Raw genomic sequence first — 18,558 nt, forward strand, 5'->3', positions numbered from 1 at the left:
GTCGGTGAAGGGCATCCTGGTCACCGAGTCGGTCCGCGGCGACGGCGGCGTGCTGCGCAACTCCGACGGCAAGCGGTTCATGTTCGACTACATCCCCGAGGTGTTCAAGGACAAGTACGCCGACAACCCCGAGGAAGCCGACCGCTGGTACACCGACCCGGACAACAACCGCCGCCCGCCGGAGCTGCTGCCCCGCGACGAGGTGGCGCGGGCGATCAACTCCGAGGTCAAGGCGGGGCGCGGCACCGAGCACGGCGGGGTGTTCCTCGACGTGTCGACCCGGTTGCCGGCCGAGGAGATCACCCGGCGGCTGCCGTCGATGCACCACCAGTTCAAGGAGCTGGCGGACGTCGACATCACCGCGCAGCCCATGGAGGTCGGGCCGACCTGCCACTACGTGATGGGCGGCGTGCAGGTCGACCCGGACACCGGGGCGTCGTCGGTGCCGGGGTTGTTCGCGGCGGGCGAGGTGTCCGGCGGCATGCACGGCTCGAACCGGTTGGGCGGCAACTCGCTGTCCGACCTGCTGGTGTTCGGCCGGCGGGCGGGGGAGGGCGCGGCGAACTACGTGTCCGGGCTGCCGTCGCGTCCGGTGTGCTCGGAGGAAGCGGTCGCCGAGGCGCAACGCGTTGCGGTGGAACCGTTCTCGCGTGAGGGCGGGGAGAACCCGTACACGCTGCACATGGAGTTGCAGCAGGTGATGAACGACCTGGTCGGCATCATCCGGCGGGCCGACGAGATGGAACAGGCGTTGAAGCGGCTGGACGACCTCAAGCGGCGGGCGGAAACGCTGTCCGTCGAGGGGCACCGGCAGTTCAACCCCGGTTGGCACCTGGCCCTGGACCTGCGGAACATGCTGCTGGTCAGCGAGTGCGTGGCGCGGGCCGCGTTGCTGCGCACCGAGAGCCGGGGCGGCCACACGCGCGACGACTACCCCGGGATGGACTCGTCGTGGCGGCGGAAGTTGTTGGTGTGCAAGGCGTCCGGCGGCGAGGTGTCGGTGGCGGAGGAGCCGCAGATCCCGATCCGGTCCGACCTGTTGGCCCTGTTCGAGCACAGCGAGTTGCAGAAGTACCTGACCGCCGAGGAACTGGAGGGCTGACATGGGGTACCAGGGGCACTTCAGGGTGTGGCGCGGTGATGCGGACGGGGGCGGCCTGGAGGACTTCACCGTCGAGGTGAACGAGGGCGAGGTCGTGCTCGACATCATCCACCGGTTGCAGGCGACTCAGGCCGCGGACCTGGCCGTGCGGTGGAACTGCAAGGCGGGCAAGTGCGGCTCGTGCTCGGCGGAGGTCAACGGCCGGCCGCGGCTGCTGTGCATGACGCGGATGTCGGTGTTCGCGGAGGACGAGGTGGTGACCGTGACGCCGATGCGGACGTTTCCCGTCATCCGCGACCTGGTGACGGACGTGTCGTACAACTACCAGAAGGCGCGCGAGATCCCGGCGTTCCAGCCGCCCAAGGGGGTGGCGCCGGGTGACTACCGGATGTCCCAGGTGGACGTCGAGCGGTCGCAGGAGTTCCGGAAGTGCATCGAGTGCTTCCTGTGCCAGAACACCTGCCACGTCATCCGCGACCACGAGGAGAACAAGGAGGCGTTCTCCGGGCCGCGGTTCCTGATGCGCGTGGCGGAGCTGGAGATGCACCCGCTGGACGAGGCGGACCGGGTGGACGCGGCGCAGTCGTCGCACGGCCTGGGGCTGTGCAACATCACCAAGTGCTGCACGGAGGTCTGCCCGGAGCACATCAAGATCACCGACAACGCCCTGATCCCGATGAAGGAACGCGTCGCCGACCGCCGCTACGACCCGATCGTGTGGCTGGGCAACAAGCTGTTCCGGAGGTCGTAAACGCATTGCGCTCGGTTGGGTGACTCGCCGACCCTGGTGCCGTGGAATTCGACAGCGCGCGGCACTGGGTCGGCGGTGGCCGAGCACGTGCGGTGCACGCTGGTCAACCCGCGTGTGCGGGACGGTGTGGCCGTCGAGCGCGGTAGTAGCCCAGCGCCACGACTTCCGCGATCAGCAGGACCATCAGTTCCAGCCGCGGCCCCAACGCCCGCCGCAGCCGCACGAACACGGCATCGCTCCAGTCCACTCCTCTCGTCCTGTTGTGGGACGGGTGGTGCGGGGGTGGCGTTGCCGGATCGGTGTGGAGATCGCGTGGAGGTTCCGTGGAGGCTTGGCTCAGTCCCAGAGGCGGCCGAAGTGGGCGAGTTCCGCGCTGTACTCGATGCGGTGCGACCAGTCTTCCGGCCACGCCTCGAAGCCGTGGTGCGCGCCCGCGAACGCGCCCGCCAGGCAGGCGATCGAGTCCGAGTCACCGGACGTCGTGGCCGCTCGGCGCAGCACCCGGACCGGGTCGTCGGGGAACAGCAGGAAGCAGTGCAAGGCGGTGCCCAGGGCCTCTTCCGCCACCCAGCCCTCGCCGGTCGCCCGGCACGGGTCCTCGTCCGGATCGGGGTGGGCGAGGGCCATGTCGAGGTTGTCGAGGACGCGCAGGCACTCGTCCCAGCCGCGGGCGATGAAGTCCTCCGGGGTGGTGGCGGCGGGGCCGGTCCACAAATCTTCGAGCCAGTCGCCGTGGTAGGTGGTGCGCTGCTCGTGGGCGCGGGTGCGCAGGGCGGCGGGCAGGTCGCGCGGAGGCAGGCCGGAGCGCAGCCAGTGCACGGCGAACGCGGTCAGCTCGGACGCGGCGAGCGCCGTCGGGTGGCCGTGGGTGAGCGCGGACTGGAACTGGGCGACGGCGGCACGGGTCCGGTCCTCCCAACCGTGCACCAGCCCGACCGGCGCGACCCGCATGTTCGCCCCGCACCCCTTGGACCGGCGGCGGCTCGCCTCGGTCCAGGACAGCCCGGTGGCCAGCCGTTCACACGCTTCCAGGCACGTCAGCCCGGGCGCGCGGTTGTTCTCGGGGTCACGCCACCAGTCCACGAAGTGCCGCCGCAACGCCGCCTCGACCGGCTCGGGCCACGGCACGACGTCCGTCAACGCCCGCGCCACCGCCAACGTCATCTGCGTGTCGTCGGTGACCTTCGCAGGCTCCCCTTCAAGATCCGCCGGCCCCCCGACCCCGAACCGCCGCTCGATCTCGGCCACGGACAGGAACTCCGTCGCCGCCCCCAACGCGTCCCCGTACGCCAACCCGAACAGACTGCCACTAGCCCTCACTGCCGCCCCCTCCTCGACCCCGGCAACAAACTAGCCGAGAAGGAGAGCAGGGTGCCCTTGGTCATCAAGTACCCGGAAGGTTCCAGTGCGGTGATCCGCCGGGCGAGCTGCACGCGTCCACGGACGTCCCCCACTCCGGTCGAGCCGATACAGCGTCCCCGCGAGCGCAGCCACCGCGAACCCGTCATCGACCGCTTGAACCCCGCCCATCAGCGGCCGGCCGATGTCGAACCGCCACCCGAGGCGACCGTCCACCGCGGTCGCAAGGAAGCGGGGAGCCTGCGAAGACGCAGACTCCCCGCTTCCGACCAGCTACATCAGCTGCAACCCGACGTCGAGCCGCAGCCCTCGCAGAGGTAGCAGGAGCCGGCCGGGCGCATCTTCGTGCCGCACGTCATGCACAGCGGTGCGTCGGCCGTCGTGCCGAGGTGGAGTTCGAGGAGTTCCGTCGAGCTGCCGACCTTCACGTCGGCGGACGACTTCTTCTTCTCCTCCACCGCCGGGGCCGGGGAGGCGTCGACGGACGTCCGCAGGCCCTCCAGGTCCACGTCGGAGCTGTTGCCGTAGTCCTGGGACACCTGCGCGGTGCGCTCATCGGCGGTGAAGATGCCCAGCTGGGCGCGCTTCTCGAACGGCAGGTAGTCCAGGGCCAAGCGGCGGAACAGGTAGTCCAGGACGCTGGTCGCGATGCGCACGTCCGGGTCGTCGGTCATGCCCGCCGGCTCGAAGCGCAGGTTCTGGAACTTCGAGACGTAGAACTCCAGCGGGATGCCGTACTGCAGACCCACCGAGATGGACATCGAGAACGCGTCCATCACGCCGGCCAGCGTCGAACCCTGCTTGCCCAGCTTGACGAAGATCTCGCCCAGGCCGTCGTCCGGGTACGAACCGGCGTGCAGGTAGCCCTCGGCGCCGCCCACGGTGAACGACACCGTCTGGGACGGGCGCTTCTTCGGCAGCCGCTTGCGGACCGGCCGGTACTCGACGACCGTCTCCGGCGCCTTGGTGTCCGAAGTGGACTTCGCGGACTTGCCCGCCGACAGCGGCTGGCCGACCTTGCAGTTGTCGCGGTAGATCGCGAGCGCCTTCAGGCCCAGCTTCCAGCCCTGGTAGTAGATCTCCTCGACGTCCTCGACGGTCGCCGACTCCGGCATGTTCACCGTCTTGGAGATCGCGCCCGAGATGAACGGCTGCACCGCGGCCATCATCCGCACGTGGCCCATCGGCGCGATGGAGCGCTCGCCCATCGCGCAGTCGAACACCTCGTAGTGCTCCTGGCGCAGACCCGGGGCGTCGACCACGTGGCCGTGCTCGCCGATGTACTCGACGATCGCCTCGATCTGCTCCTGCTGGTACCCCAACGCCTTCAGCGCGCGCGGCACCGTCTGGTTGACGATCTGCATGGAGCCGCCGCCGACCAGCTTCTTGAACTTCACCAGCGCCAGGTCCGGCTCGATGCCGGTCGTGTCGCAGTCCATCATCAGGCCGATGGTGCCGGTGGGCGCGAGCACCGAGGCCTGGGCGTTGCGCCAGCCGTTCTTGGCGCCGACCTGGATGCCCTCCTGCCACACGCGCGTCGCCAGCTTCTGCACCTGGGCGTCGTTGGCGTGGTAGGTGCGGATCAGGTCGTTGGCCGCCGCGTGCTTGCGGATGACCCGCTGGTGCGCCTCGGCGTTGCGGGCGTAACCCTCGTACGGGCCGACGATCCCGGCCAGCTCCGCGGACCGCTTGTACGCCACGGCCTGCATCAGCGACGTGATGGATGCGGCCAGCGCACGGCCGCCCTCGGAGTCGTACGCGTGACCGGTCGCCATGAGCAGCGCGCCCAGGTTCGCGTAGCCGATGCCCAGCTGGCGGAACTTGCGGGTGGTCTCCGCGATCGGCTCGGTCGGGAAGTCCGCGAAGCTGATGGAGATCTCCATCGCGGTGATCACGAACTCGACCGACTTCGCGAACAGCTCCGCGTCGAACAGGCCGTCGTCCTTGAGGAACTTCATCAGGTTCAACGACGCCAGGTTGCAGCTGGAGTTGTCCAGGTGCATGTACTCCGAGCACGGGTTGGACGCGGTGATCCGGCCAGACTCCGGCGTGGTGTGCCAGTCGTTGATCGTGCCGTCGTACTGGATGCCGGGGTCGGCGCACTCCCACGCCGCCTGCGCCAGCTTGCGGAACAGGCTCTTGGCGTCGACGGTCTCGATGACCTCGCCGGTCAGCCGGGCGCGCAGGCCGAACTGGCCGCCGTTCTCGTAGGCGTGCATGAACTCGTCCGACACGCGGATCGAGTTGTTCGCGTTCTGGTACTGCACGGACACGATGTCCTTGCCGCCCAGGTCCATGTCGAACCCGGCGTCGCGCAGCGCGCGGACCTTGTCCTCTTCGCGAGCCTTGGTCTCGATGAACTCCTCGATGTCCGGGTGGTCCACGTCGAGCACGACCATCTTCGCCGCGCGGCGCGTCGCGCCACCGGACTTGATGGTGCCCGCGGACGCGTCCGCGCCGCGCATGAACGACACCGGGCCGGACGCGGTGCCGCCGGAGGACAGCAGCTCCTTGGACGACCGGATGCGGGACAGGTTCAGGCCCGCGCCCGACCCGCCCTTGAAGATCAGGCCCTCCTCGCGGTACCAGTTGAGGATCGACTCCATCGTGTCGTCCACGGCGAGGATGAAGCACGCGCTGACCTGCTGCGGCGAGCTGGTGCCCACGTTGAACCACACCGGCGAGTTGAAGCTGAACACCTGGTGCAGCAGCATCCAGGTCAGCTCGTGCTCGAACACCTCGGCGTCCTTGCCGGAGCCGAAGTAGCCGTGCTTGACGCCCGCCTCGACGTAGGTCTTCACCACGCGGTCGATGAGCTGGCGCAGGCTGTGCTCGCGCTGCGGCGTGCCCACCGCGCCGCGGAAGTACTTGCTGGTCACGATGTTGGTCGCGTTGACCGACCAGAAGTCGGGGAACTCCACACCGCGCTGCTCGAAGTTGATCGAGCCGTCGCGCCAGTTCGTCATGACGACGTCGCGGCGCTCCCAGGTCACCTCGTCGTACGGGTGCACACCCTCGGTGGTGTAGACGCGCTCCACCTTCAGGCGCTGCCTGTCCCCCGCGCCGTTCTGGGTGGCGGTCTTCTTGCTGGAGCCGCCAACGGTCTCCGTCATTCCCCGTTCCTCTTTCTTCCGTCACTCGAAATGCCTGGGGGCGGCCAACGTCCGGGCTCCCGTCCGAAACGGCCGCGGGAAGTCTGTGTGAGTGCTATTCGGAGTGCTGCGCGCTGCGCAGGTCCGCGATCTCCTTCTCGAAGTCCTCGACCGAGGAGAAGGAGCGGTACACGCTGGCGAAGCGGAGGTACGCGACTTCGTCCAGCTCTCTGAGCGGCCCGAGGATCGCGAGCCCCACCTCGTGGCTCGGGATCTCGGCGCACCCGGTGGAGCGGATCGACTCCTCGACGCGCTGGGCCAGCAGCGACAGGGCGTCCTCGTCGACGGGCCGGCCCTGGCACGCGCGGCGGACGCCGGTGACCACCTTGTCCCGGCTGAACGGCTCGGTCACGCCGGAGCGCTTGACCACCGCGAGCACCGCTTCCTCGACGGTGGTGAAGCGGCGCCCGCAGCTGGAGCAGGAGCGTCGGCGGCGGATCACCTGGCCCTCGTCCACCTCGCGCGAGTCGACCACGCGGGAGTCCGAGTTGCGGCAGAACGGACAGCGCACGACTGGCTCACCCCTCCCCGGCGCAGCACCCGTCGCGTCAGCCCGCCTGAAGGGGAAACCCACAACCTGTGGACTAACTACAACGGTGTAACCACTAGATGTAGGGGTCAACCTATGCCCGTCGCCTAGATGGCGCAAGCTGAACGCGGCGTGTCGCGGGACGCGCTGTCGAGTGAACCGCGACGCACGACGCACCGCGACTCGGCGATCACGGGGAGGCGTCGAGGGCCGCACACCCGGCGGCCGGGCACTCGGCAGCCGGACGCGACGAGGGCCGGCACCCGCACAGGGTGCCGGCCCCGGACCGGACGTGAGGAGGAGGGGTCAGCCGTCGGTGCGCCCGTCCGGGACGACGAGCGCCTGGCCGGGCTTGACCGAGGAGTCGGCGAGCCGGTTCAGTTCCTTGATGCGGACCACGACGGCCTCGGGGTCGCTGTCCGGGGCGGTGCGCTCGGCGATGTCCCAGAGCGTCTCACCCACCTGGACGTGCACGACGCTGGTGCGTTCGGGGACCGTGGCGGCGCCGGAGGCGAACAGGTACAGCAGGCTGAGGGTGACCGCCGCGACGACGGCGACGGCGGCGTAGCGGGCGAACTGGACGGCCGGGTGGCGCTCCTCGCGGGCGGTGCACGCGGCGGCCTCGGGGGCGGTGTGCACGGCGAGCGGCCGGGGGCGCGGGGTCGTCGGACGGCGCTGATCGGTCGGGAAACTGCGCAGGACCCGCGGTCCGGGCCGGAGCGGCTCGCCGCGCAGCACGTCCTCCGCAACGGCGCCGTCCACGAGTTCGAACCCGCTCCGCGTACCGACCACCACTGCCATGACGTCCTCCCGTCGCAGGTCAAACGATCATGATCGAACTCTTGTTCGATCGAACGTCCGTGCGAATGTCTACCACTTCGACCGGCGGAACGGGAAGGACACGCCGACACTTACTTCGAACAGGTGTTTGATCTGGGCAACGAGTGCGACTACCTTCGACAACTGAAGATCGACGTAACAGCCGGCCTGGGCGATCGGGACCGGTGAGGAGGGAAGCACCGTGGTTCGCAAGAGCAATGACGACCTGCGCATCGCCGATGTGCCCTCCGTGCCCGAACCCGGGGACATCGCGGGCAACGCGGGGCTGACCCTGCGCCAGCGCAAGGTGCTCGACGTGATCCGGGACTGGCTGGACCGGTTCGGCTACCCGCCCAGCGTGCGGGAGATCGGCGAGGCGGTCGGGCTCACGTCCACCTCGTCGGTGGCCCACCAGCTGCGCGCCCTGGAACGCAAGGGCTTCCTCCGCCGCGACCCGAACCGCCCGCGCGCGGTCGGCGTCCTGCCGACGGAGATCGTGACCGGCCTCGACCCGGCCTCCAAGCCGACGCCCGCCTACGTGCCGATGCTCGGCCGGATCGCCGCCGGTGGCCCGATCCTGGCCGAGGAGGCGATCGAGGACGTGTTCCCGCTGCCCCGCGACCTGGTCGGCGAGGGCGAGGTGTTCCTGCTGAAGGTCGTCGGCGACTCGATGGTGGATGCAGCCATCACGGACGGTGACTGGGTGGTCGTGCGGCAGCAGCCGACGGCCGACAACGGTGACGTCGTCGCGGCGATGATCGACGGCGAGGCGACGGTGAAGACGTTCAAGCGCAAGGACGACCACGTGTGGCTGCTGCCGCACAACCCGGCGTACGAGCCGATCCTGGGGGACGAGGCGACCATCCTGGGCAAGGTGACGGCGGTGCTGCGCCGGCTTTGAGCGGCCGGTTCGAGTCTCACCCGATCGAGTGACATGCGAGTTTCGGAACCACTTCGGGACTCGCGCGTCCCGTGATTGGAAGGAACGCGCGGCGGGGCCACGACCAGCAACTTCGCCCCCGCTTCGCCCGCCCCGCCCCGCTCGACTCGCCCCGGCTTGACGGCTCGGGTGCCAGCCGAGCCAGGCCGCTGACGAAGGCACGTGCCGACGACGCAGGTGCCGACAAAGGCACGGCAAGCGCTGGCGGAGGCACGGCAAGCGCTGGCGGAGGTTGGTGCGAGTCGCCGGCGGGGCTTTGATGCGCGTGGTCGCGGGCGGAACTTGAGCTTGGTGCCGGCTCTCAAGTGCTCCGGCGCACAGCGGACCGGTCTACCGCGGCGGTGCACGGCGGATCGGGTCGGCCGCCGGCGGTGCATGGCGGACCGGGTCGGCTATGCCCGCGGTCGGCCGCGCTGGGTCGGGCGTGGTGGTGGGTGGGCGGCCGCTCGGGGGTTAGGGCCGGCGGCGGCGGGAGTGGCGTAGGGATAGCCAGATCAGGGTTAGTGCGGCGGCTCCGGCGGCGATCACCGGCCACAGAGGGGGACCGCTGTCTTCGGGAGTCGGGGTGGGGGAGGCGGCGTTGTCGGCCTGGGGTGGGGGTGGGGGAGTGGTGGTCGGCTCGGGTGGGGCGGCCAGGGTTGTTGCGGAGGGGATGGCTCGGAGGGTTGAGGTTGTTGCGGCCTGGGCGAATTCGGACGCCGATAGGAGGGTGCCGTCTGGGTCGAAAGCGATGGCCTCGCCTTGGGGTTCGTTGGGTAGGGGGACGCGGACTGGGTCGGCTTCCAGTGATTTGGCCAGGTCGCCGTTGAGCACGGGGAACAGGTAGGCGTCCGTGTAAGTGCGGAGTGCGGCCACTCGGCCGTCGTGGGACATGGCGGCGCCGGTCACGACGCGGGTTACGACCGGGCTTTCCAGAGGACCGCCGGGAGTGTCGGTGCCGCGCATCGAGACTCGGGCGACCTGTTCCATGGGGGTTGGCGCATCGGGATTAAGGGGAGCGGTTGGGCGGTAGACCAAGGCCGAGCCGATTGGTTCCTTGGTGATGATGTGGGGTATGCCCGCGCCGTCCAGGAGGAGTGCCTCGGCGTCGTGTTTGCCGTCGGGGTAGGTCAGGCGGTAGAGGCGGGAGGTGCCGTTGGGGGCGATTACGTGCAGGGCTACGGTCTCGCGGGATTTGGCGTTGTCGCCGGTGTCGGCCAGCCATAGAGAGCCGTCTGCGGCTAGGGCCAGGTCCTCTACGTCGTAAGGGTTGGCGGGGGCGGTCACGGTTCGGGTCACGGCGCAGGAGCGGTTCAGGACGCGGACCTCGACTCGGCCGTTGTCGCTGTCGTTGACGGCGAACAACTCGTCACCGGAGGAAGCCAGGCCGGACAGCTCGCTCAACTGGCGAGCGGTGATGGTGCAGACATCGGTGACGGCCGGTTCCGACGAAGCGGAACCGGCCGTCACGATCAAGGCCGAAAGAGCGACCAGGAGTGCGCGCAAGGGATCAGGCGCGGCTTCCGTTCACGGCGAACTGCTCCAGCACGCCTGCCAAGTCGGGACGCACCCGAGCGCTCAGCTCGGTCCCCTCCTCGGTGTGCCGCTCCTTGAGCACTTCACCCTCCCGGTGCACGCGCGCCACGATCTCCCCGCGCGCGTACGGCACCAGCGCGTCCACCACGACCTCCGGGCGCGGGATCAGCGAAGCGATGCGCTCGCGCAGCTCCACGATGCCCTCGCCGGTGTGCGCCGAGACGAACACCGCCGTCGGGAACAGGTGCCGCAGTCGCGCCAGCCCCAGATCGCCCACCGCGTCGATCTTGTTGACCACCAGCAGCTCGTGCGGCATCGAGTCGTGCCGCTCGCTGATCTCCGAGATCACCTCGCGCACCGCCGTGACCTGCTTCTCCGGCATCCCGTCGGACCCGTCGACCACGTGGACCAGCAGGTCCGCGTCGGCGACCTCCTCCAGCGTCGACCGGAACGCCTCCACCAGCTGGTGCGGCAGGTGCCGGACGAAGCCGACGGTGTCGGTCAGCGTGTACGGCAGCCCCTCGGGGGTCTGCGTGCGCCTCGTGGTCGGGTCGAGGGTCGCGAACAGGGCGTCCTGCACCAGCACGCCCGCCCCGGTCAGGGCGTTGAGCAGGCTGGACTTGCCCGCGTTCGTGTACCCCGCGATGGCCACGTTCGGCACCGCGTTGGCCACCCGCGCGCCGCGCTTGGTCTCCCGGATGACGCTCATCGCCGCGATCTCGCGCCGCAGCTTGGCGATCCGTGCCCGGATGCGCCGGCGGTCGGTCTCCAGCTTGGTCTCACCGGGACCGCGCAGACCCACGCCGCCGTTGCCGCCGCCGGCGCGACCACCGGCCTGCCGGGACAGCGACTCGCCCCAACCGCGCAGGCGCGGCAGCAGGTACTGCAGCTGCGCCATCTCGACCTGGGCCTTGCCCTCCTTGGTCGAGGCGTGCTGGGCGAAGATGTCGAGGATCAGCGCGGTGCGGTCGATGACCTTGACCTTGAGCTTCTCCTCCAGCTGCCGCAGCTGGCCGGGGGAGAGCTCACCGTCGCAGATCACCGTGTCCGCCCCGGTGGCGATCACGACGTCGCGGAGTTCGGCGACCTTGCCGGAGCCGATGTAGGTGGCCGGGTCGGGCCGGTCGCGCCGCTGGACGAGGCCTTCGAGGACCTCCGAACCCGCGGTCTCGGCGAGCAGCGCCAGTTCGGCGAGCGAGGCCTCGGAGTCGGCGGCCGTGCCCTCGGTCCACACGCCGACCAGCACGACGCGCTCCAGTCGGAGCTGCCGGTACTCGACCTCGGTGATGTCCTCGAGTTCGGTGGACAACCCGGCGACGCGGCGGAGGGCCGCGCGGTCGGCGAGAGCCAACTCGCCGGTGGACAGCTCGGCGTCGTGGTCGAGCCAGTCGTTGCTGTTGTGCGTGTTTTCCGTCATTTGCCCTTCATCGTCGCATGTCCCGCCGCCGGCGCCGAGTGGTTAATCGCCTGGGTACACCGCCAGGTAGATCGCCACACGCTCCCCTTCCGGGTCGTCCGGTTCAGCGGCCAGCTCATCCAACAACGTGCGGAGACGCCGTTTTAGTTCCCCGGCGTTGACCCTCGTCACCAGGCGTGTCTGGTCGACCTGGTCGTGGCCCAGCTCGCCGACCTCGGACAGGAACGCCTGGAGCATGGCCTCGCCCTTGGCGTGCGGGTCGACGCCGGACAGCCGCCAGGACAGGCCGGTGGACAGGTACGGGATCTCCCGGGCGCCCCGGTTGCCGGTGCGCGCGGGCTGGGGTTCGAGGAAGCCCGTGGCGACGAGTTTGCGCACGTGGTGGAGGGTCGTGGCGGGGTCGCGGCCAAGGCGTTCGGCGATCTCCTTGTTGGTCATCGCCCGGTCGTAGGTGAGCCGGATGATGCGCAGCCGCACGGCGGAGGAGAGGGCGGCGGCTTCGGCCTCGGTGGCGGGGCGTCGTTGCACGGGTCCAGGATAAGTGATTGACACTTTCCAATCACTCCCGCGAGACTGCTGCCCGTGTCCCTGTGGTCTCACCGCGACTTCCGCCTGCTCTGGGCAGGCGACACCATCAGCTACTTCGGCGCGTCCGTCGGGCGCGTCGTGCTGCCCCTGCTCGCCGCGGGCACCCTCGCGGCGACGCCCTTCCAGATGGGGCTGTTGACGGCGGCGAACACCGCCGCGTTCCTGCTCATCGGCCTGCCGGCGGGCGTGTGGGTGGACCGGATGCGGCGGCGCCCGATCATGCTGACCGCCGACTTCGTCCGCTTCGGCCTGCTGATGTCCGTGCCGCTGGCGTGGTGGCTGGGCGCGCTGACCCTGGTTCACTTGATCCTGGTGGCCCTGCTGGTGGGCACGGCCACGGTCATGTTCGACATCGCCTACCAGTCGTACCTGCCGGTGCTGGTCGGGCGGGATCAACTGGTCGAGGGCAATGCCAAGCTGACCGCGAGCCAGTCCGTGGCGGAGGTGTCCGGGCCGGCGGTGGCCGGTGGTGTCGCCCAGGCGGTCGGGGCGGCCAAGGGTGTGCTGGCGACCGGGGTGGGTTACTTGTGCTCGGCGCTGTTCCTGATGCGGATCCATACGCACGAACCGGAACCGGTGAAATCCGAGAAGCCCAATCTGGTGGCGGAGATCGGGGAAGGGTTGCGGTTCGTGTTCGGCAACCGGTCGTTGCGCGCGATCGTCGGCACGACCGGCACGGCGAACTTCTTCGGCGGCATGGGGATGGCCGTCATCGTGCTGTTCCTGGCCCGGACGCTGAACCTGTCCGACGGGGTGATCGGGCTGATCCTGACCTCGGCCGGGATGGGCGGCGTGCTGGGCGCGCTGACCGCGAACCGGTGGAACCGGCGGTTCGGGCAGTTGCGGGTGATCTGGCTGGTCATGCTGGTGACCCAGCCGTTCGGCCTGCTGATCCCGCTGGGCGCGGCGGACTGGCGGCTGGTGTTCGTGTTCGTCGGCGACTTCGCGGTGGCGTACGGGGCGATCGTCTACAACATCGCCCAGGTCAGCTACCGGCAGTCGATCTGCCCGGACCACCTGCTGGGGCGGATGAACGCGTCGATCCGGTTCGTGGTGTGGGGTTCCATGCCGTTGGGCGGGGTGGTCGGGGGTGTGCTCGGTGGGCAAGTCGGGATCGTGGGGACGCTGTGGCTGGCGATGGCCGGTCAGGCGCTGGCGGTGCTGTTCGTGATCTTCTCGCCGTTGCGGGCGCGGGAGGCGGTCGCGGCCTGATCACCTTGGGGGGTTGGTGCGGGACTTCCGGTTGTTCTGGGGGAGCGACACGGTCAACCAGTTCGGCAGCGCGGTGTCGGTGTTCGCGTTGCCGCTGGTGGCGGTCGAGATGGGGGTGTCCGAGTTCGCGGTCGCGCTGCTGACCGCGTCGGGCATGGCGGCGTTCCTGGTGGTGGGGCTGCCGGTCGGGGTGTTCGTGGACCGGGTGCGGCGGCGGCCGGTGCAGGTCTGGGGCAACTTCGGCCGCGCGGTCGTGCTGGCGTCGGTGCCGGTGGTGGGGTGGCTCGGCGGGATGTCGTTCGGGTACCTGCTCGGGGCCGCGCTGCTGGTGGGGGTGCTGTCGGTGTTCGTCGAGGTCGCGGCCCTGTCGTACGTGACGGTGCTGGTGCCCCGGGCGGAGTTGTCGGCCGCCAACAGCCGGTTGATGGCCACGCAGCAGGTCGCGCGGTTGTCCGGGAAGCCGCTGGCCGGGGTGTTCGCCGAGGTGTTCGGGGCGGTGGGCGGTCTGTTCGCGGTCACGGCGAGTTTCGCCCTGTCCGGTGGCCTGCTGAGCCGCATCCGGACGCCGGAGTCCGTGCCGGAGGTGGCCCGCAGAAGGGTGTGGGCGGACATGGGCGAAGGGTTGCGGTTCGTGTTCGGGCATGGGTTGTTGCGGCCCTTGGTGTTGTGCACGACCACGTTCAACCTGGCCAACGGGGTGTGGAGCGCGCTCAACGTGGTGTTCCTGGTCCGGGTGCTGGACCTGCCCGCCGGGGTGGCGGCGCTGCTGCTGGGGGTCTGCAGTGCGGGCGGGGTCGTGGCCGGGCTGTTCGTGGGGCGGTTGGCTCGACTGGGCGGCCGGCGGCTGGTGTGGTTGTCGTTGGTGTGCACGCAGCCCGCGTGGCTGGTGGTGCCGTGGGCGGAGCACGGGTGGGTGGTTGCCGTCGGGGTGTTCGTGCCCACGATGGGGGTGTTGGTCTACAACGTGGCCCAGGTCAGCTTGCGGCAATCGGTGTGCCCGGACCGGCTCATGGGGCGGATGAACGCCTCGATCCGGTTCCTGGCGTGGGGCGCGATGCCGTTGGGTGCGCTGCTGGGCGGGGCGCTCGCCGAGTGGGTCGGTGTGCGTGGTGGGTTGTGGGTGGCGTCGGTTGGGATGGTGCTCGCCGTGGGGTGGGTGCTCGTGTCGCCGCTGCGGGAGGCGGTCGCGGCCTAGGCGGTCAGAGTGCGTCCCACCACGCCTGGTCCAGTTCGCCGCGGGCCAGCAGGACCGCGGGGCCGGTCAGGGTCGAGGTGTCCTCCTCGACGACGACCGAGACCTGTCCACCCGGGACGTCCACAGTGGCCTTGCCGACGCGCTGACCCGTGGCGTGCAGCCACGACGCCACCGCCGCGACCGTGCCCGTGCCACACGAACGGGTCTCGCCAACCCCCCGTTCGTGGACGCGCATGCGCAGAGCGCCATCACTCAGCACGTTCACGTACTCGACGTTCACCCCGTTGGGGAACACCTCGGGATCGAAGGTGGGCGTGTTGCGCAGGAGGTCCAAGCCCGCGACCGGGGTGGTGGTCACGCACGCCAAGTGCGGGTTGCCGACGTCCACCGCCACGCCGTCGAACGACGTTCCGCCGAGCGTGGTCGAGGACGTGCCGAACACCCGCGCCGGACCCATGTCCACGGTGACCGTGCCGTCCTCGTGGGCGATGACGTGCCGCTGGCCGGCGCGCGTGCCGATGGTGGACTCGCCGGTCGGGATCAGGCCCTCGGACACCAGGTACCGCACGAACACGCGAACGCCGTTGCCGCACATCTCCGCGATGGAGCCGTCGGCGTTGCGGTAGTCCATGAACCAGGGGCCGAAGTCGGGCCGCACCACCCGCAGCACGCCGTCCGCGCCCAGGCCGCGCTGCCGGTCGCACAGCGCCCGCACCCGCTCCTCGGTCAGGTCCAGCAGACCGTCCGGGTCGGGCAGCACCACGAAGTCGTTCTCGGTGCCGTGCCCCTTGAGAAATTCGACGCCCACGCCCACCAGGCTACTTCGCGCCCGACCCCGGCCCCGCCGAGACCAGCCGCAGCACGTCCTCGAACAACCCCGGCGCCGCCGCGTCGAACCACGTCACCCGCCGGTCGCGCCGGAACCACGAACGCTGCCGCCGCACGAACCGCCGCGTCGCCCGCGCGGTCTCCTCGGCCGCCGCCGCCAGGTCGCACTCGCCGTCGAACGCCGCCAGCACCTGCTGGTAGCCCAGCGCCCGGGACGCCGTCCGCCCCTCGCGCAGGCCGCGCGCCTCCAACGCCCGCACCTCGTCCACCAGGCCGGCCGCGAACATCCGCGCCACCCGCAGGTCGACCCGCTGGTCCAGTTCGGACGCGTTCCGGTCCAGGCCGACCAGCACGGTGCCGTACCGGGCGGGACCGGGCCGGGGCAGGGTCGCCGAGAACGGCTGCCCGGTCAGCTCGATGACCTCCAGCGCCCGCACCACCCGCCGCCCGTTGGACGGCAGGATCGCCAACGCAGCCGCCGGGTCCAGCCGCGCGAGCCGCTCGTGCAGGACGCCCGGCCCGACGGCCGCCAGCTCGTCCTCCAGCCGCGCCCGGACCGCCTCGTCGGTGGCGGGGAACACCAGGTCGTCCAGCACGGCCTGCACGTACAGCCCGGAGCCGCCCGCCAGCACCGGCACCCGCCCCCGGGCCAGCACGTCCTCGATCGCGGCACGGGCTTCGCGCTGGTAGACGGCCACGTGCGCGGTCTGCGTGACGTCCAGGACGTCCAGCTGGTGGTGCGGCACGCCCCGCCGCTCGGCCACGGTCATCTTGGCGGTGCCGATGTCCATGCCCCGGTAGAGCTGCATCGAGTCGGCGTTCACCACCTCGCCGCCCAGCTCGACCGCGAGCCGCACGGCCAGGTCGGACTTGCCGGTCGCGGTGGGACCGACGACGGCGATGGGCGCGTTCACACCGCCAAGCCTCCCAGACGCCTCCTACGCCTCCCAGACGGCCACGTGGTAGCCGACGCCGAAGGGCGCCGAGAACTCCGAGCGCGTGCACCGCCACGCCCCCGGCACCCCCGCCAGCACCTGCCACGCCGCCCGCCCGGCCGCGCCCAGTTCGTCGGCCTGCACCGGGTCCAGGGCCTTCAGCGCCTCGGTGTCGGCGTGCACCAGCGCCTCGCGCACGGCCTCGTCGAACGGCTCCGCCCGGTCGTCGGGCCGCCCCACGGCCTGCTCGCCGTGCCGGTGAGACCCGTCACCCAGCACCAACAGCGCCCGGCCCCCCAGCGACGCCCCCAGCGCCACGCACTCGGCGGTCGGCAGGTCCGGCGGCACGAGGTGGACGCGCACGCTCCGTGCACCCACCTGTTCGCGCAGCCACCCCGCCACCAGGGCGGGCAGGGGCAGCGCCGGTTCCACAGAGGACGCCCCCTCGGCCAGCGCCACGGGCACGTCGACGCCGAAGCCGAGAAACGATCCGACAACGTTTTCCAGCACCCGCGGCCCGGTCGGATCGGCCGCGACGGCGGTCCAGTCGACGTCGTGGGCGCGCAGGTCCCGCGCCGCCGCGAGGCAGGCTGCCCGCACCGCTTGGGTTTCGGCGACGGCTCCACCCACGAGTTCGGGCACGAGCAGGGGCGGGTGCGGCACGACGGCGACACGCGAGATCATGGCAACGCACGCTACTCATCGGCCACCACCAGTACCGATGCGAGCCTTGACCTGTTTGAATGCGCGCGGGGTACTGGGGACTATTGAGAGTCGCGGTACCCGGGTGCTCAGGCCCCGCCGTAGGCGGGGCGCCCGTGGTCGGCACGGGCACCACGAAGTGGGCAGGCGAGGAGGAAGCCGGCGATGACGGAACACGAGACGACACCGGAAGCCACTGGTGACAGTGGCACGGGGGCGGTGGTCGAGGAGACCCGGACGGTAGTACCTCCGCCGGTCCCCGTGGCGTCGGACCACCCTGACCGCTGGGGGCGCGTGGACGAGGACGGCACCGTCTACGTCAAGACGGCGGACGGTGAGCGGGTCGTCGGTTCGTGGCAGGCGGGGGAGCCCGCCGAGGGCCTGGCGCACTTCGCGCGCCGGTTCGACGACATCCGCACCGAGGTCGAGCTGCTGGTGACCCGGCTGACGTCCGGGGCGGGCGACCCGAAGCATGCGCTGACCAGCGCGAAGCACGTCCAGGAGAGCTTGAAGGACGCCGCGGTCGTCGGTGACCTGGCGGCCCTGGCCGCCCGGGTCGAGTACGTCCTGGTGCTCGCCGAGCAGGGCCTGGAGGCCGCCAAGGCCGCCAAGGACGAGGCGCGCGCGGCGGCGGGCGCCCGGAAGCTGGCGCTGGTCGAGGAGGCCGAAACGCTGGCCAACGAGTCGACGCAGTGGAAGGCCGCCGGCGACCGCCTGCGGGCGATCCTGGACGAGTGGAAGACCATCCGCGGGGTCGACCGCAAGACCGACGAGCAGCTGTGGCGGCGGTTCTCCAAGGCGCGCGACGCGTTCAACCGGCGCCGGGGTTCGCACTTCGCCGACCTCGACCGGCAGCGCGGTGTGGCGAAGAACCGCAAGCAGGAGCTGGTCGAGGAGGCGGAGAAGCTCGTCGAGTCCGACGACTGGGGCCCGACCGCCGGCCGCTACAAGGAACTGATGGTCGAGTGGAAGGCCGCGGGTCGCGCCCCGAAGGAGGCCGACGACGCCCTGTGGCAGCGCTTCCGCGCGGCGCAGGACGCGTTCTTCGCCCGCCGGTCGGAGGCCTTCAGCGAGCGTGACGCGGAGTTCGCCGCCAACGCGAAGCTGAAGGAGGAACTGCTGGCCGAGGCCGAGCACATCGACCCCAGCCACGACCTGGAGGCGGCCCGCCAGCAGCTGTACCGCATCCAGGAGCGCTGGGACGCGATCGGCAAGGTCCCGCGCGAGCGGGTCCGCGAGCTGGAGGGCAAGCTGCGCGCCATCGAGGAGAAGGTGCGCGGCGCGGTCGACGCCCAGTGGCGGCGCTCCGACCCCGAGGCCGAGGCCCGGGTGGCGCAGTTCCGCGAGCGGGTCGAGCAGTTCGAGGCCCAGGCGGCGAAGGCCCGGTCGGCCGGCGACAAGCGGCGGGCCGAGCAGGCCGAGGCGCAGGCCAAGCAGTGGCGCGAGTGGCTGGCGGCGGCCGAGCAGGCCGTGGCCACCCGGTAAGTCGAAGCAGCACCGGTAAGCAAGAAGCA

The 18,558-nt window shown here is 70.6% G+C and carries 18 protein-coding genes; 6 read left to right on the forward strand and 12 right to left on the reverse strand.

The genetic code is table 11. From position 1 onward, the window contains the following. On the forward strand, positions 1-1,102 hold a 1,102-nt coding region (locus RIN75_RS20715), incomplete at its 5' end, for an FAD-binding protein (RefSeq protein WP_309113631.1). 1 nt (position 1,103) lies between these two features. Continuing rightward, positions 1,104-1,853, forward strand: coding sequence for a succinate dehydrogenase/fumarate reductase iron-sulfur subunit (locus RIN75_RS20720; protein ID WP_309113632.1), 750 nt, complete (start codon positions 1,104-1,106; stop codon positions 1,851-1,853). A gap of 103 nt (positions 1,854-1,956) precedes the next feature. Here RIN75_RS20720 and RIN75_RS20725 read toward each other — a convergent pair whose 3' ends face one another. The 6 genes from RIN75_RS20725 to RIN75_RS20745 all read right to left on the reverse strand — a co-directional run bounded on the left by RIN75_RS20725 (position 1,957) and on the right by RIN75_RS20745 (position 7,694). Beyond that, on the reverse strand, positions 1,957-2,100 hold the full coding sequence (locus tag RIN75_RS20725; RefSeq protein WP_309113633.1) for a hypothetical protein: 144 nt from the start codon (positions 2,098-2,100) through the stop codon (positions 1,957-1,959). Between the two features lie 89 nt (positions 2,101-2,189). Further along, positions 2,190-3,173, reverse strand: a complete 984-nt coding sequence (locus tag RIN75_RS20730; RefSeq protein ID WP_309113634.1) for an ADP-ribosylglycohydrolase family protein — start codon at positions 3,171-3,173, stop codon at positions 2,190-2,192. Positions 3,174-3,203: 30 nt separating this feature from the next. Beyond that, complete coding sequence (locus RIN75_RS44175) at positions 3,204-3,428, reverse strand: PQQ-binding-like beta-propeller repeat protein (protein ID WP_375295993.1); 225 nt, start codon at positions 3,426-3,428, stop codon at positions 3,204-3,206. A 62-nt stretch (positions 3,429-3,490) separates the two neighbouring features. Further along, positions 3,491-6,325: a vitamin B12-dependent ribonucleotide reductase gene (locus tag RIN75_RS20735; RefSeq protein ID WP_309113635.1), complete on the reverse strand. Its 2,835-nt coding sequence runs from the start codon at positions 6,323-6,325 to the stop codon at positions 3,491-3,493. A 94-nt stretch (positions 6,326-6,419) separates the two neighbouring features. Beyond that, positions 6,420-6,875, reverse strand: coding sequence for a transcriptional regulator NrdR (nrdR, locus tag RIN75_RS20740; RefSeq protein WP_309113636.1), 456 nt, complete (start codon positions 6,873-6,875; stop codon positions 6,420-6,422). 324 nt (positions 6,876-7,199) lie between these two features. Next, the gene (locus RIN75_RS20745) at positions 7,200-7,694 is read right to left on the reverse strand and encodes a LysM peptidoglycan-binding domain-containing protein (protein ID WP_309113637.1); all 495 of its coding nucleotides are present in this window, start codon (positions 7,692-7,694) and stop codon (positions 7,200-7,202) included. A gap of 220 nt (positions 7,695-7,914) precedes the next feature. On the opposite strand from RIN75_RS20745, the gene lexA reads away from it, so the two are divergent. After that, entirely contained in the window at positions 7,915-8,613 is a 699-nt protein-coding gene (lexA, locus tag RIN75_RS20750; RefSeq protein ID WP_375295994.1) for a transcriptional repressor LexA, read from the forward strand. Positions 8,614-9,105: 492 nt separating this feature from the next. On the opposite strand, the gene RIN75_RS20755 is transcribed toward lexA, so the two are convergent. From RIN75_RS20755 to RIN75_RS20765, 3 genes are read right to left on the reverse strand one after another with little or no spacing between them, the layout of a single operon-like run. Next, positions 9,106-10,101, reverse strand: a complete 996-nt coding sequence (locus RIN75_RS20755; protein ID WP_309113638.1) for a hypothetical protein — start codon at positions 10,099-10,101, stop codon at positions 9,106-9,108. Between the two features lie 40 nt (positions 10,102-10,141). Then, positions 10,142-11,584: a GTPase HflX gene (gene hflX, locus RIN75_RS20760; protein WP_309113639.1), complete on the reverse strand. Its 1,443-nt coding sequence runs from the start codon at positions 11,582-11,584 to the stop codon at positions 10,142-10,144. Between the two features lie 42 nt (positions 11,585-11,626). After that, on the reverse strand, positions 11,627-12,112 hold the full coding sequence (locus RIN75_RS20765) for a winged helix-turn-helix domain-containing protein (protein ID WP_309113640.1): 486 nt from the start codon (positions 12,110-12,112) through the stop codon (positions 11,627-11,629). 54 nt (positions 12,113-12,166) lie between these two features. Between RIN75_RS20765 and RIN75_RS20770 the strand changes: the two genes are divergently transcribed. Both RIN75_RS20770 and RIN75_RS20775 read left to right on the forward strand, forming a co-directional pair. Continuing rightward, the gene (locus tag RIN75_RS20770; protein WP_375295995.1) at positions 12,167-13,384 is read left to right on the forward strand and encodes an MFS transporter; all 1,218 of its coding nucleotides are present in this window, start codon (positions 12,167-12,169) and stop codon (positions 13,382-13,384) included. Positions 13,385-13,400: 16 nt separating this feature from the next. Beyond that, positions 13,401-14,579 carry an MFS transporter gene (locus tag RIN75_RS20775; protein WP_309113777.1) on the forward strand — a complete coding sequence of 393 codons (1,179 nt, stop codon included), beginning with the start codon at positions 13,401-13,403 and terminating at the stop codon, positions 14,577-14,579. 4 nt (positions 14,580-14,583) lie between these two features. Here RIN75_RS20775 and dapF read toward each other — a convergent pair whose 3' ends face one another. From dapF to RIN75_RS20790, 3 genes are read right to left on the reverse strand one after another with little or no spacing between them, the layout of a single operon-like run. Continuing rightward, a complete protein-coding gene (gene dapF / locus RIN75_RS20780; protein ID WP_375295996.1) occupies positions 14,584-15,387 on the reverse strand; it encodes a diaminopimelate epimerase in 804 nt (267 codons plus the stop codon). A 10-nt stretch (positions 15,388-15,397) separates the two neighbouring features. Beyond that, entirely contained in the window at positions 15,398-16,321 is a 924-nt protein-coding gene (gene miaA / locus RIN75_RS20785; RefSeq protein ID WP_309113642.1) for a tRNA (adenosine(37)-N6)-dimethylallyltransferase MiaA, read from the reverse strand. A 24-nt stretch (positions 16,322-16,345) separates the two neighbouring features. Beyond that, entirely contained in the window at positions 16,346-17,026 is a 681-nt protein-coding gene (locus RIN75_RS20790) for a class III extradiol dioxygenase subunit B-like domain-containing protein (RefSeq protein WP_309113643.1), read from the reverse strand. Between the two features lie 183 nt (positions 17,027-17,209). On the opposite strand from RIN75_RS20790, the gene RIN75_RS20795 reads away from it, so the two are divergent. Continuing rightward, on the forward strand, positions 17,210-18,529 hold the full coding sequence (locus tag RIN75_RS20795) for a DUF349 domain-containing protein (protein WP_309113644.1): 1,320 nt from the start codon (positions 17,210-17,212) through the stop codon (positions 18,527-18,529). Positions 18,530-18,558: the final 29 nt, after the last annotated feature.

Source organism: Saccharothrix sp. (assembly GCF_031180885.1).
GTDB lineage: Bacteria > Actinomycetota > Actinomycetes > Mycobacteriales > Pseudonocardiaceae > Actinosynnema.